13 protein-coding genes are annotated in these 14801 nt (G+C 41.0%); 10 read left to right on the top strand and 3 right to left on the bottom strand.

The window, feature by feature from the left end:
• Complete coding sequence (locus HW120_RS02880) at nucleotides 1–126, top strand: FeoB-associated Cys-rich membrane protein (RefSeq protein WP_177730636.1); 126 nt, start codon at nucleotides 1–3, stop codon at nucleotides 124–126.
• Here HW120_RS02880 and HW120_RS02885 read toward each other — a convergent pair.
• Nucleotides 123–2009: an Nramp family divalent metal transporter gene (locus tag HW120_RS02885; RefSeq protein WP_177730638.1), complete on the bottom strand. Its 1887-nt coding sequence runs from the start codon at nucleotides 2007–2009 to the stop codon at nucleotides 123–125. The genes HW120_RS02880 and HW120_RS02885 overlap by 4 nt on opposite strands.
• Nucleotide 2010: 1 nt before the next feature.
• Complete coding sequence (locus HW120_RS02890; protein WP_177730640.1) at nucleotides 2011–2667, bottom strand: metal-dependent transcriptional regulator; 657 nt, start codon at nucleotides 2665–2667, stop codon at nucleotides 2011–2013.
• A 100-nt stretch (nucleotides 2668–2767) separates the two neighbouring features.
• On the opposite strand from HW120_RS02890, the gene HW120_RS02895 reads away from it, so the two are divergent.
• The 7 genes from HW120_RS02895 (at nucleotide 2768) to HW120_RS02925 (ending at nucleotide 11375) form a co-directional block, all read left to right on the top strand.
• On the top strand, nucleotides 2768–5026 hold the full coding sequence (locus HW120_RS02895; protein ID WP_177730642.1) for a TonB-dependent receptor: 2259 nt from the start codon (nucleotides 2768–2770) through the stop codon (nucleotides 5024–5026).
• Nucleotides 5026–5496: a thioredoxin family protein gene (locus HW120_RS02900; protein WP_177730643.1), complete on the top strand. Its 471-nt coding sequence runs from the start codon at nucleotides 5026–5028 to the stop codon at nucleotides 5494–5496. Before HW120_RS02895 ends, HW120_RS02900 begins: the two co-directional genes overlap by 1 nt.
• 360 nt (nucleotides 5497–5856) lie before the next feature.
• Complete coding sequence (locus HW120_RS02905) at nucleotides 5857–8232, top strand: TonB-dependent receptor (protein ID WP_177730645.1); 2376 nt, start codon at nucleotides 5857–5859, stop codon at nucleotides 8230–8232.
• Between the two features lie 222 nt (nucleotides 8233–8454).
• Nucleotides 8455–8865, top strand: coding sequence for a BrxA/BrxB family bacilliredoxin (locus HW120_RS02910; protein ID WP_177730647.1), 411 nt, complete (start codon nucleotides 8455–8457; stop codon nucleotides 8863–8865).
• A gap of 84 nt (nucleotides 8866–8949) precedes the next feature.
• Nucleotides 8950–9684 (top strand): lysophospholipid acyltransferase family protein, encoded by a 735-nt coding sequence (locus HW120_RS02915; RefSeq protein ID WP_177730649.1) that lies wholly within the window; start codon nucleotides 8950–8952, stop codon nucleotides 9682–9684.
• Nucleotides 9685–9688: 4 nt separating this feature from the next.
• Nucleotides 9689–10678: an acyl-ACP desaturase gene (locus tag HW120_RS02920; RefSeq protein ID WP_177730651.1), complete on the top strand. Its 990-nt coding sequence runs from the start codon at nucleotides 9689–9691 to the stop codon at nucleotides 10676–10678.
• 52 nt (nucleotides 10679–10730) lie between these two features.
• Nucleotides 10731–11375 carry an HD domain-containing protein gene (locus HW120_RS02925; RefSeq protein ID WP_177730653.1) on the top strand — a complete coding sequence of 215 codons (645 nt, stop codon included), beginning with the start codon at nucleotides 10731–10733 and terminating at the stop codon, nucleotides 11373–11375.
• 1 nt (nucleotide 11376) lies between these two features.
• Here the strand turns inward: HW120_RS02925 and HW120_RS02930 are convergent, their stop codons facing one another.
• Complete coding sequence (locus HW120_RS02930) at nucleotides 11377–12888, bottom strand: hypothetical protein (protein ID WP_177730655.1); 1512 nt, start codon at nucleotides 12886–12888, stop codon at nucleotides 11377–11379.
• 102 nt (nucleotides 12889–12990) lie between these two features.
• On the opposite strand from HW120_RS02930, the gene yiaA reads away from it, so the two are divergent.
• Both yiaA and HW120_RS02940 read left to right on the top strand, forming a co-directional pair.
• Nucleotides 12991–13458: an inner membrane protein YiaA gene (yiaA, locus tag HW120_RS02935; protein ID WP_177730656.1), complete on the top strand. Its 468-nt coding sequence runs from the start codon at nucleotides 12991–12993 to the stop codon at nucleotides 13456–13458.
• Nucleotides 13459–13531: 73 nt separating this feature from the next.
• The gene (locus tag HW120_RS02940; protein ID WP_177730658.1) at nucleotides 13532–14797 is read left to right on the top strand and encodes a DUF2157 domain-containing protein; all 1266 of its coding nucleotides are present in this window, start codon (nucleotides 13532–13534) and stop codon (nucleotides 14795–14797) included.
• Nucleotides 14798–14801 lie beyond the last annotated feature (4 nt).

A 14801-nucleotide genomic window follows, 5' to 3' on the forward strand; every position in this document is an offset into this window, starting at 1 on the left:
ATGGTAGACTATCAGCAAATAGCCGTTTATGTTATCCTCGCAGCTGCCGTACTTTTCCTGATCCGGAAATACCTTTGGAAAAAGAAAAAGAAGAACTGCGGCGGACCCGATTGCGGCTGCAGTTAATGATCTTTAACGATCAGTAAAGGAATCGTGATACTGTGACGAACGGCATCTACTGTGGTTCCGAATAGCAGGTCCTTAAACCAGTTGTGTCCGTGTGCTCCAAGAATCAGTATGTCAAAATTATTTTCATTGACCACTTTGGCAATACTCTTTTTCGGACTGCCAAAATCCAGTTTGATTGCCACTTTGTAGCCTTTGGCTTCCAGTGTTTTCTTATAGGCTTCCAGATACAAATGGTCGCTTGACGTTTCGAAATCGTGGATTTCTTCTCCGTATATCATAGCTCCAACCGTTTCTACCACGTGAATAATGGTATAATGCGCTTCTTTGCCGCCCAGTTGTAACGCCCTCGAAATACTCTTCTGGTCTGTTTTGGAAAAATCCAGCGCAATGGCAATATTGGCATAGATCATGGGTGCATCTGCCTCACTTACGACAATCTCGTTAATATGCGGTACTAATTTCGGATTTGACCATTTTTTATCGACTATCGGTTTGATGATAATATACACTAAAAGGGCTGCCGCACCTACGGCAAAAGGAACAACAAAAGCCCAGATATACACCGGATGTTCCGATTCCTGCAGCCAGGTTACAATTTCATCAAAAACCAGTTTTGCATTCAGGGCAACAATAATCAAAGCCACCAACCAGGAAGAGATCTTTGTCCATTTTCCGATTGCAAAACCCTGCATTTTTTTATTATCACTCACAAAATGTATCAGCGGAATAATCGCAAATCCCAATTGCAGACTCAGGACTACCTGGCTCAGCAGCAGCAGTTTTCCAGTGGCTTCTTCTCCAAAATAAACAATTGCCACAAATGCCGGAATAATAGCGATTAACCGTGTAATAATACGGCGCACCCACGGCTGTATCCTCAAATTCAGATAGCCTTCCATCACGATCTGCCCGGCGAGTGTGCCGGTAATTGTGGAACTTTGCCCGGCGGCAATGAGCGCTAAGGCAAATAGCACCGAAGCCCAGTGTGTTCCCAGCAACGGCTCCAGCAAACGGTGTGCGTCCTGGATTTCCGCTACTTCAAACATGCCGTTTTTATAAAAGGCTGCCGCCGCTAAAATCAATATCGCGGCATTTACAAAAAAGGCCAGGTTCAATGCAATTAAAGAGTCAAAGAAATTGTAGCGTATTGCCTGTTTAATCCCTTTTGGCGAACGGTCGAACTTCCGGGTCTGTACCAAAGAAGAATGCAGGTATAAATTATGCGGCATTACCGTTGCCCCGATAATCCCTATTGCGATATATAAAGCAGTGCTATCCGGAATGGAAGGAATCAGTCCTTTGGCAATTTCGGTCACATCCGGTTTGGCTAAAAACATTTCTATTAAAAACGACATCCCTATTATGGCGATAAGGGCAATGATAAACGCTTCCATTTTCCGGATGCCTTTATTGAGCAGGAACAGCAATAAAAAAGTATCCAGCATGGTGATACTCACACCCCAAAGCAGCGGAATGTCAAAAAGCAGCTGTAACCCGATCGCCATTCCCAGTACTTCCGCCAGGTCGCAGGCAGCAATGGCTATTTCGGCTAAAAAATACAGCACAAAATTCACCGGACGGGAATAGGTGTCTCGCGAGGCTTGCGCCAAATCCCGCTGGCGGACAATGCCCAGACGGGCACTGAGGCTCTGCAACAGCAGCGCCATGATATTGGACATCAGCAAAACCCAAATCAGCTGGTAGCCAAACTGACTTCCTCCCGCAATATCCGTCGCCCAGTTTCCGGGATCCATATAGCCCACGCTCACCATGTAAGCCGGACCAAAAAAAGCAAGGATCTTTTTCCAGACGGTCGTGTTCTGGACTATTGCAACAGATTCATGAACTTCTTCCAGTGAATTGGTGGTTTTCTTTGCCATATTAATGCTCTATTTTTACAAAAAGATTATTGGCAATCTTATTGGAGATAATCATTTCTTTTCCTTCCACTTTTATCGTCAGCGACATATCGAACGTTTCTTTACTGAGCACTTCAATTTTTGATCCTAACGCGATTTGCTGTTTGTCCAGGTATTGCAAAAAATTGGCCGATGAGTCCTTAACACCCACACAAATTCCTTTTTGCTGCACTTCCAGATCGGACAATAATTGTTTGTCTATTTTTTTAATTTCTCCTTTCGCATTCGGAATCGGGTCGCCATGCGGATCTTCCGTTGGAAATCCCAGATAGGCATCCAGTTTATTAATCAGCTTTTCCGATTTGATATGTTCCAGTTCTTCTGCCACATCATGAACCTCATCCCAGGAAAAATCAAGCTTTTCCACTAAGAAAACTTCCCATAAACGATGCTTGCGCACAATCATTTTTGCCGCCAAAGCGCCTTTTTCTGTCAGCGTAACCCCCTGGTATTTCTGATAAAGGATCAAATCTTTCTCTGCCAGTTTCTTTACCATGTCTGTTACCGATGAAGCTTTACTTTCAATCATTCCGGCAATGGCATTTGTATTTACTCCTCTTGGCGATACAACAGACAAGTGATAGATTACTTTTAGATAGTTTTCTTCTGAATGCGTCATTTGTTAAATTTTACGAATTCAAAAATACAATTTTTTTTGATTCAAAAAATATTTTTAGCTTTGCCTAAAAATTAATTTAAACATAATCTAAAATAAAATTGTGAAAAATCTAATCCCATTGCTCGCCATTTGCTTACTTTCCGGTTATTTCGCTGCTGCTCAAACCGTAATTAAAGGGAAAGTAACTTCCGACGGAATACCGTTACAATATGCCAATGTTGTTATTGACAAATTAAAAAAGGGTGCATCGGCAGATGCAGACGGGAATTACACGCTCGAAAAAGTAGCCCGCGGGAATTATGAGATCCAGGTTTCTTTTACCGGATTTAAGGCACAACGAAAAAATATTACGATTAGTGACACGACAACCGTTATACTGAATTTTGATCTGAAAGAAAACAATTCACTGGATGAAGTTGTGGTCACCGGTACACTGAAAGCGGTGAACAGAATCGAAAGCCCTGTTCCCGTTGAAGTGTACAAGCCTACTTTTTTTAAAAAGAATCCCACTTCCAATATTTTTGAGGCACTGCAAAACGTAAACGGCGTTCGTCCGCAGTTAAATTGCAATGTCTGCAATACCGGTGATATTCACATCAACGGACTGGAAGGTCCTTACACGCTGGTTTTAATTGACGGTATGCCTATCGTGAGCGGTTTGTCGACCGTTTACGGCTTGTCCGGAATTCCGAATTCTTTACTGGAACGCGTAGAAGTGGTTAAAGGTCCTGCTTCTTCTCTTTACGGCAGTGAAGCCGTTGGCGGACTGATCAATATTATTACCAAAAGCCCTACAAATGCCCCGGTTGTATCTGCGGATGCTTTCGGAACCAGTTGGGGTGAAGTAAATGCCGATCTGGGTTTTAAAGCGAATGTAGGGAAAGCTGCTTCCCTTTTAACCGGAATCAACTATTTCAATTACAGCAATCCGATTGACAACAATCATGATAATTTTACCGATGTTACCCTGCAGGACAGGATTTCCGTTTTTCAGAAATGGAACTTTAACCGGAAAAGCAATAAATTATTTTCCGTTGCCGGACGTTATTTTTATGAAGATCGCTGGGGAGGAGAAATGCAATGGGAGAAAAAATACCGTGGCGGCAGTGAAGTATACGGCGAGAGCATCTACACCAAACGCTGGGAATTATTAGGAGCTTACGAATTGCCGGTCAGCGAAAAGATGCTGTTTAATTTCTCCTATACCGATCACGACCAGAATTCCGTATATGGAAACATCCCTTACCTGGCCCAGCAGCGCATTGGTTTCGGGCAATTAACCTGGGATAAAAAAGCCGGCAGTCATGATTTGTTGTTTGGTACGGCCATACGCTATCAGTATTACAACGACAATACGCCGGCGACAAAAACAGCCGATGAAACCTGGATTCCGAGTCTTTTTGTTCAGGACGAGATCCGACTGGCTTCCAAACACAGCCTTTTACTGGGAGCGCGTTATGATTACAACAGCAATCACGGTTCCATATTCACGCCTCGCTTTGCTTATAAATGGAAAGCTTCCGACACGGATATTATCCGGTTAAATGCCGGAACCGGATTTAGAATCGTTAACCTGTTTACAGAAGAACACGCCGCATTAACCGGTTCCCGCGAAGTAATCGTTCAGGAAGAGCTGAAACCGGAACGTTCTTATAATGTCAACCTGAACTATCTGAAGAAAATATATACCGAAAACGGCAATTTCATCGGCCTGGAAGCCAGTGCCTGGTATACTTATTTTACCAATTCGATTATCCCGGATTATGACACCAATCCGAACCAGATTATTTATAAAAACTTAGACGGCCATGCCATTACAAAAGGGATCAGTACCAATATTGATATGGTTTTTAACAACGGTTTAAAAGTGATTTTGGGTGCAACCTATATGGATGTCAACAAAACCGAAAACGGCGTGACTACACGCCAGATGCTGACGGAGCGTTTTTCCGGAACCTGGGCTATTTCCTACCGCATCAATAAATTACATCTTGACATTGACTATACCGGAAACCTCTACGGACCGATGCGTCTTCCTGTATTGGGACCACTGGATCCCCGCAGTGAGTTTTCCCCGACCTGGAGCATTCAAAACATCCAGCTGACCTATAACAAAATCAAAAACTTTGAAATTTACGGCGGGGTAAAAAACCTGCTGAACTGGACTCCGAACAAAGGGAATCCGTTTATCATTGCCCGGGCAAACGATCCTTTCGACCAGAATGTACAATATGACAACAGCGGCAACGTTATCCCTACAGCAGACAATCCTTATGCCCTGACTTTTGATCCGAGCTATGTTTACGGACCGAATCAGGGTATCAGAGGGTTCTTAGGAGTGCGCTATACTTTAAAATAATGAGCAAAAAGTTCTACTATATATGCGTTCTCTTTTGGGTGATTCCTTCTGGTTTTGCCCAATTGAAAACGCATACTTTTGAGGAAGCCGAAAGTTTGGCGAAACAAAATCCGAAACCGTATTTTGTTTTTGTCCATACATCATGGTGCAAATACTGCAAAATGATGGAAAAAACAACGTTTCAGAATCCGGAGATCATCGCCTTGCTAAACGAGTCCTTTTACTATATACCCTTTGATGCCGAAAGCAAAACCGATATTTCCTTCTACCATCAGGTCTATCATTTCAAACCCACCGGAAACAATACCGGGCATCATGAATTAGCCTACGAATTAGGGAATATGGAAAAACAGCTTTCCTTTCCTGCCGTTTGTCTGCTCGATACCGATTACCGGATCCTGTTTCAGCACAATCAATTCTTAAAGGCTAAAGAGCTGAAAACCATTCTCGAAAAAAGCCTTAAAAAATAATTTTCCAAAACGGCCGGAACGCCCCGATCTGACGTTTTTTCACAAAATGTCAGATAAAATTATTCTTCATCTTCAAAATAACTGAAATTAAATTTTCATTAACTTTTACGACCCTTTTTTTTAGTAACGGTTATTATACTTCACAATTATCCCGATACAGCAAAAATATACGTTAAAATATTGCCAAAAAACCATCTTCTTAACATCGGAAAATTCATTCAAAAAAAGCGCCTAACAAAAACATAAAATACTATATTACAACGTTTTAAAAATAAAAAAAATATTAAACGGATATCTTTTTTTATCCGATTTGGAACCTTTAAATTTGTATTGTTTTTATTAAGTCTAAATAATATAAATATGAAGTCTATATCTTTTCTACTCCTAAGTATCTTTTTCAGCCTTACCACATTAGCCCAAAACGGATCCTTAAAAGGAACAGTCACCGACGAAAACAACAATCTGGTTACCCATGCCAGTGTTATTTTAATCGAAAATAATCTGACCACAACTACCGATGCTTCCGGTAATTATGTTTTTTCCGATTTACCGTATGGAAAATACAACCTTAAAGTGAGCAGCATGACCTACAAAGCAGAACTGCTTGTGGTAACAATCGACAAACCGAATACCATTGTCAACTTTAAACTAAAAGTAAACGAACAGTTGCTGGATGAAGTGGAAGTATTCGGAAAAAGAAACAAACAGCCGGAAAAACTACAGGCTTTAACGCGGTTACCGTTAAAACCAAGTGAGCAGATACAGAGTATTTCAATTATTTCCTCAAAATTAATCGAGCAGCAGGGAAATCTAACCATTTCGGACGCAACTAAAAACGTTCCGGGTGTTTACACCTTTGCTACTTATGGAAACAAAAGAGAAAGTATGTCTTCCCGTGGATTCCGCGGTATTCCGATTTTGAAAAACGGGGTACGTGTTAATTCCGATTTCAGAGGTGTCGGGATTTTAACGGATGCCATTGGTATTGACAATATTCAGGTGTTAAAAGGAACAGCAGCCATCACTCAGGGTGTTGCAACCGATTTGGGAAGCCCGGGCGGTGTGATCAATATTGTTACCAAAACCCCGAAATTTCAATCCGGTGGTGAAGTAGCCCTTCGTGGCGGAAGCTGGGGATTATTCCGTCCGACGTTTGACGTGTATGGTCCGATTGACGATAACGAAAAAATTGCGTTCCGTGTAAACGGTGCCTACGAAAGAAGCGACAGCTACAGAAGCATGATCTCTAACGAGCGTTTGTATTTCAATCCTTCCCTGCAATGGAAAGCCAATGATAAAACAACGGTTACGGTAGAGATGGATTACCTGGACGACAGCAGAACACCCGATTTGGGAACGGTAAATCTTGCCGGTAATGACATCAATGCCATTTATGACCTGCCGCACGATAAATTCCTGGGATTCAAATCCGACCGTGTTGCCACAAAAAATGCTACCTACACTATTCGTGTGGACCGAAAATTAAACGATAAATTCTCGCTTCGTGCCGCTTATTTCAAATCGGATCTGGATATAGACGATACCGGAGCCAGCCTGTCGCAACTGGCATCCAGCTTTAACGAGCGCAAACGTTCGATAAGCAATAACACCCGAAAAGACATAAACGATGTATTACAGTTAGACCTTGTTGGTCAGGACATCCAAACCGGTTTTCTAAAACACACGTTTCAGGCGGGTATGGATTATTCCAGCAACAATACTGAAACGACAAACTCCAAATCGGTTGTTATCGATACGATAAATGTTTTTGGAAACATCCCGAATATATACCCTACTCCAAACAGTCCGTTGGCTTTCGGAAGTTCGGAAAACACCAAATCAAGAGCGTTAGGTTTATTGGTTCAGGACATGATTACCTGGAACAAATGGTTAAAAACTTTTGTAGGATTGCGTTACAGCAGCGTTGAAATTACCAAATCGAATACTGTGGGAACACAGCGAAACGATGCCTGGAATCCATTGGCAGGTGTTATCTTCACGCCGATGAGCAACATTAACCTGTTTGCGTCCTACACGAACAGTTCCAATCCGAGAAGTGCCGCTTTATTAAGCCATAGCGGAGAAGAATTAGGAAATGAAAGATGGGATCAGTTCGAAACCGGGTTTAAAACAACCTGGATTAACGACCGTCTGCGTTTTAACCTGACTTTATTTAAAATCAACAATAAAGACATGAACCTTCCGGTTTATGACGAGAACTGGGTAGCTACAGGCTACTATCAAAAAGGCGGAAATGACGAACGTAAAGGTATTGAGGTAGAACTTTCCGGTAGAATTTTAGAAAACCTGGAAGTCATTACCGGTTACTCGTATATTGATGCCAAATACAAAGAACACACGGCTTATGTTTATAATTCTTCGCCGTTAAACACGCCGAAACACACTTTTAATGCCTGGGCAAATTATACTTTCACAGGTGCTTTAAAAGGATTCTCTTTAGGTGCCGGAGCTTATTATACCGGAAAAAGACCTATGAACGACTGGTCTGCCGGAGCTGTAACCCACGAAGGAATTGTTCCAAACCAGAAACCGTTTGACATTGATTCGTATATGAATGTAAACATCCAGGCAGCCTACAAATTCGACCAGCATTGGGGTGTTCGTTTGTTCATCAACAATGTCTTTAATGAAATTGGTTATAATGCTTACCGAACCTCATTCATTAACCAAACCGATCCGAGAAACTTTTCAGGTATGCTTACCTATCGTTTTTAAAATGCAATACGTCAAGAAGAAGGTTTTCATTTATGAAGACCTTCTTTATTTTATTCCAGCACCTTTCTTCCTTGCGCACACTGTGCCGGTTGCGAAAAACCATCCCGTTTACAGCGAAGAAAAGAAAACCGTTATTATACAATAACAAATCTTTATGATTCCAACGATTTAAAAAATAGTAAAACTTTGTAACTTTGTGGTCTAACTATCAAATAAATTGTTATGTATCCAGAAGAAATGGTAAAACCAATGCGTGCCGAATTATCCGACGTTGGTTTTCAGGAATTATATAGTGCAGAAGCTGTTGATAATGCTTTATCAAAAGAAGGAACAACTTTAGTGGTTGTAAATTCGGTTTGCGGTTGTGCGGCAAGAAATGCACGTCCGGGAGCAAAAATGAGCCTTGACAACGGTAAAAAACCAGATCAGTTAATCACGGTTTTTGCAGGTGTTGATAAAGATGCTGTTGATGCTGCACGCCAGCACATGTTCCCATTCCCGCCATCATCGCCAAGTATGGCTTTGTTTAAAAACGGAGAATTGGTTCACATGTTAGAGCGCCATCATATTGAAGGTCGTCCTGCGGAATTAATCGCAGAAAACCTGAAAGACGCTTATAACGAATACTGTTAATTTTGTTAGACAAAATAATAGAAACCACGTTAAAGCGTGGTTTTTTTATTTATTGAATTATCTTTGCCCGAAATAACTCCAGTAATGCAAAAAATTATTTCATATCCATTATCCGTTATTTACTATCTGTTTTTTGGATTGTGCTTAGTGATTTTCCACCCTATACAGTGGATCTGTCTTAATCTTTTTGGTTATCAGGCACATAAAAAGAGTGTGGATTATTTGAATTTTTTATTGGTCAAGTGTACAAATCTGCTGGGAACCACCTATACGTTTGAGCATAAAGAGCGTATTCCGGCCAATGTTCCGGTTATTTTTGTTGCCAACCACCAAAGTATGTATGATATCGTAGGAATTATATGGTATCTTCGCCGTTCGCATCCCAAATTTGTGAGTAAAAAAGAATTAGGAAAAGGAATTCCCAGTGTTTCATACAATTTAAGACACGGCGGTTCCGTTTTAATAGATAGAAAAGACCCGAAACAAGCCCTGCCGACTATTAAAAGCCTGGCAGATTATATACAAAAACACCAGCGCGCTGCGGTTATTTTTCCGGAAGGAACCAGAAGCAAAACCGGTGTACCGAAACGGTTCTCGGAAAACGGATTAAAAATTCTATGCAAATATGCCCCATCGGCATATATTGTTCCGATATCGATAAACAACTCCTGGAAAATGGTCCGGTTCGGAGCCTTTCCAATGGGATTAGGAAATAAATTAAAATTCACCATTCACGAACCCATAGCCGTGAAAGACCATTCCTTCCAAGAGATAATGGAAAAGACAGAAAATGCAGTGGTTCAGGGAATAAAAAATTAAGATTATGTCAATAAAAAATGTGCGTCTGGAAGTGATGCAATTTCTGGAAAAAAACATCGATCATTTCGTCGAGCAATATCTGATTCCGATTGAAAAGATATGGCAGCCTTCGGATATGCTGCCCAATTCGGAAGAAGAGAATTTCTTCGAAGAAGTAAAAGAGTTGAGAGAAATCGCAAAAGAATTACCGTATGATTTCTGGGTAGTTTTAGTAGGCGATACAATTACCGAAGAAGCGTTACCCACTTATGAATCGTGGTTAATGGATGTGGAAGGCGTTTCACAGCATCCGGACAACGGATGGTCAAAATGGTTGCGCCACTGGACAGGAGAAGAGAACCGCCACGGTGACTTATTAAACAAATACCTGTATTTATCCGGCCGTGTTAACATGCGCGAAGTAGAAATTACCACGCAGCATTTAATAACAGACGGTTTTGATCCGGGAACCGACAGAGATCCTTATAAGAACTTTGTTTTTACCAGTTTTCAGGAATTGGCGACCTATGTTTCCCACAATCGCGTAGCGCAGATTGCTAAAAAATTCGGAGATCATAAATTATCGAAAATCTGTAAAATGATTGCCGGAGACGAAATGCGTCACCACCATGCCTACAGTGAATTCGTAAACCGTATTTTCAAGGTTGATCCAAGCGAAATGATGCTGGCATTCCAATACATGATGAAACAAAAAATCACCATGCCGGCGCATTTGATCCGTGAATCGGGCGAGCGTATCGGAACTGCTTTCGAGCAATTCTCCGAATCGGCACAACGTATCGGTGTTTATACCGCTATGGATTATGTTGATATCCTGCAGAAACTGATTGACAAATGGGAACTGGAAAAAATTACCGGCTTGACCGATGAGGCTGAAAAAGCCCGTGATTATCTGACAAAACTACCGGGAAGAATGACCCGAATAGCAGAGCGAATGGTGGTATCACCGGAATCTCATGTATTCAAATGGGTTCAGCCGGCTTTAATAAAATAATGTAATCTAAAATCCTTTCCTCACCGAAAGGATTTTTAACTTTTATTCCTTTATGAGTTTAATTGACAATACTATTCTTTTTGTAAAAAAACAACTGGAAGATGCCGAAGGCGGACACGACTGGTTTCATATCGAGCGGGTATATAAAAATGCCTTACTGATCGCACAGGGCGAAACCTGCGACCTTACCGTTGTTAAACTGGGTGCTTTACTGCATGATGTAGCCGACAGCAAGTTCCACAATGGCGATGAAACGGTAGGCCCTAAAGTAGCCAGAGCTTTCCTGGAAGGCGAGAATGCCCCTGAAGACATCATACAGCATGTGATCGGGATCATTGAGAATATTTCTTTTAAAGGCGGTAATTTCGAAAAGAAATTCCATTCCAGAGAACTGGATATCGTTCAGGATGCCGACAGGCTGGATGCTATTGGCGCTATTGGTATTGCCCGCGCTTTTAACTACGGCGGCTTTAAAAACAGAGCCCTTCACAATCCGAATATTCCGGTGAACCTCAACATGTCTAAAGAAGAATACAAAAAAACCGAAGCGCCTACAATTAATCATTTCTATGAAAAACTGTTGCTTTTAAAAGACCGCATGAATACCGAAACCGGAAAGAAAATTGCCACAGAACGCCATCATTATATGGAAAATTTCCTTTCCCAGTTTTATGCGGAATGGGATGGTGAAAAATAAGCTAAACCGTTTGGACCAGTTGTAACGTAACGTCATAAATGTTCCTTTTTTCAATCTTAGCCTTTAGCCAGGCATAGAAGCTCATAACAAAAAGGTCTTCTTCCTGGTAGGTCTTCCATTGAAACGATTCCTCCACCAGCTTTTTAAATGCTGCTGAAACAAAATATTCGGGCGCGTTCAGGTATTTTTCTACTAATGACAGAAAAATCAGGACGCGCTCTTCTTTTACATCCGTCAGGTATTTTTTATACCGTCTTTTAAAACTGCTCAACCGGGAGAACACATAATCAATATTTTTCAGTTCGATGTGAAGCAGGATCTCGATCAGGTTCTTTTTAATGGCCCATTCCACACCCTGTTTTTTCTCATACCAGGCATCCGTATGCCCGAATCCTTTTAACAGCTGCTGTACTTTTTTTAAATCGTGCTGCTGAAAATAAAACACCGCCAGGCTTAACTCCAGATCAAGTATTTCCGAAACTTCCGCATGCCGGGTTTCCTTTAACACCAGTTCTGCCAGCGATATGGCCACAGCCGCTTTACCGGAATAGTTCTCATTAAGACACCGCAGCAGCATTAACCGAAGGTAAAATCGCTGGTAGTATGCCTTGTCCTGCTTACCCATTTCTGTTTCCATTCTGTCGAGATAGGCTTTGGATGTTTCAAACTTTTTGTTCCTGAAAAGCACATTTGCCATAAAATACAGGATGTGAATGTGGTAAAAAAGATGCTTGTCTGCCAGTTCCTTTTTGGTTAAAATAAAACGATAACTCTTGTCGACAAAACGTTCAATCTGATGGTAATTGTTATGCAATGCCGCATATTCATTAGCAATGAACAAAATCTGGTAGAGCGATTTAAACGTCAGTATTTCTTTGAGTGAAATATTGTACTGCTCAATGGTTTTTAAAATCGTTTGCTGAAAATCGAAGCCCGCTGCTCCTTCCCTGATTTTAGCCAACTCATGACGCAGCAAGGCATATCCCAGATTGAGCTGTTCTTCCTGCAAAAACTTTTGCTGGTTGATCCGGTATTTTTCCGTCAGTTCCGGAAAGGTTATTTTTTCATCCAGATGGGCATATTCAATATGCGTATGATAGATCTCGTTCAGTAGGTTAAAACGCTCCAGCTGCAACGCTTTTTCTTCTGCCATCCGCAAGGTCTTAAAAGCCGCCTTATATTGTTTGTGCTCAAAAAATACCCGGCAAACAATAATAAGCCTAACAATAACCCTTTCTTCTGAAGTATCGCTTTCAAAACGCTTGTTGCCAATAAATTCAATCAGGTTCTGATACAACCGTTTGCGCAATGCATACAACGCCTGTTTGTTTTCTTTTGCAACTATTTCCTTTTTTATATCGTCAGTTTTTAACAAACTGAAAAGCTGTATATTTTTAGTATCATGTCGTTTGTTTTTCTTTTTCAGATAGCCAATAAATTCTTCCTTTTCAGTATTTGAAAGAATATTTATAATTCCGGAAACCGCATTCATCGCTTTACTTTTTTTAGACACTAAAGATATTAAATAGAATTTATATCGTCAGTTTTTTATAAATATTGATTTTTTACATTTTCTTTTTTGCCTGAATTTTGCCTTATCAAAAACAAAATAATTATGGAAAATTTCAAAACATCAGCAACAGTGGAAACCGCAACAAAACAACACAACAAGGAAACGAAACCTTCGCTGCAAAAACCCAGTAATGCGTTCGTTGGCGCTTCGTGGATCGTTTTATTGACCGGCATCGTTTCATTCTGCATCGGACTTTTTAACGCTACAATGCAATTGAACGAAAAAGGATATTATTTTACGATACTGCTTTTCGGTTTGTTCTCGGTTATCTCCGTTCAGAAAAGTGTCCGTGATAAAATGGAAGGCATCCCGGTTACCGAAATTTATTATGGCATCAGCTGGTTTTCGATGATCGCTTCCATCACCCTCTTAATCATCGGTTTGTGGAATGCCGATTTACTATTAAGCGAAAAAGGCTTTTTTGGAATGGCATTTGTACTGAGTTTGTTCGCAGCAATTACGGTTCAGAAAAATACCCGTGATTTAAAATTAGCCGAAAGCGAAAACTAATGGTATTCATTCCGGCCTGTAAAGCAATAACATTCCGATTAAAAACGTATTTTAGTAGTAAATCCAAGCTGTTATGAGTTCCAAAATCCTGAAAGAGCTTCCGAAATTAGTGCGGGAACAGGTTATCACTCCCGAAACCGCCCAAGCCATTGAACACTATTATCAATCCAGACCGGATACTAAAACCAATAGCCTTTTGACCATTTTTGGCGTTCTGGGTGCTATTCTGGTTGGCTTAGGCATCATCCTGATTTTTGCGCACAACTGGGATAATTTTCCCAAAGGAGTCAAAGTATTCCTAGCCTTTTTGCCATTACTGATCAGCCAGTTTTTTACCGGCTATGCGATCCTGCAAAAGAAAAGTGCTGTCTGGAAAGAAATAACCGGAACCTTTCTTTTCTTTTCAGTCGGCACCGCCATTGCGCTGATTAGCCAGATCTATCATATTCCGGGGGATTTGGGCAACTATCTCTTCACCTGGACATTGCTTTGCCTGCCGCTGATTTATCTTTTAAAATCCAATGCTTTAGCCTTGCTGCATCTGGTTTTCACCACCTACTACGGCGCGGTGGCCGGCTATAGTGACGGATCGTATCCGTGGTTTTATCTGGTTTTTATCCTTTTGTTCCTTCCGCATTATTATCAGCTGTGTAAAGAGCATGCCGGAGGAAATATCACCGCTGTATTTCATTGGCTCCTGCCATTCAGTTTTACGATAACATTAGGAACTTTTTTCAGCAGTTCTTCCCAGCTGGGCTTTTTAATGTACATAACTTTATTCGGTTTGTTTTACAATACCGGCAAACTGTCCTTTCTCAAAGCGCACAGCTTTATTAAAAACGGCTACCTGCTGATCGGAACCATCGGAACGACTATACTGGCTATCGTTTTGAGTTCGAAATGGTTTTGGACAAATTATTATTTTGAAAAAGATTTTAACTATAAGGATTTCGGACTGTTAGTAATGCTGCAATGTGCCGCTGCCGGCGTACTCTGGCTAACCGTAAAACAACAAAAATCTTATAAAGAGGTCAACGGATTCCAACTTATTTTCCTGGTTTTTAGCGGCATTTTCCTTTTAGGACTGGCCCACTCAATTGCAGGAATTGTGCTGACCAATCTTTTAGTGCTGCTAATGGGCGCCTATATGGTAAAAATAGGGGCAACCCGATTCAATTTCACCATCCTGAATTACGGTTTATTAATTATTACCACACTGATTATCTGCCGCTTCTTCGACACCAATATGTCTTTTATTATCAGAGGCCTGCTGTTTATACTCATAGGTGCCGGTTTTTTCTCGGCAAATTATCTCTTATTACAGAAAACCAAAAAATAGGCTC

The sequence above is a fragment of the Flavobacterium inviolabile genome, from assembly GCF_013389455.1.
Classification (GTDB): Bacteria; Bacteroidota; Bacteroidia; order Flavobacteriales; family Flavobacteriaceae; genus Flavobacterium; species Flavobacterium inviolabile.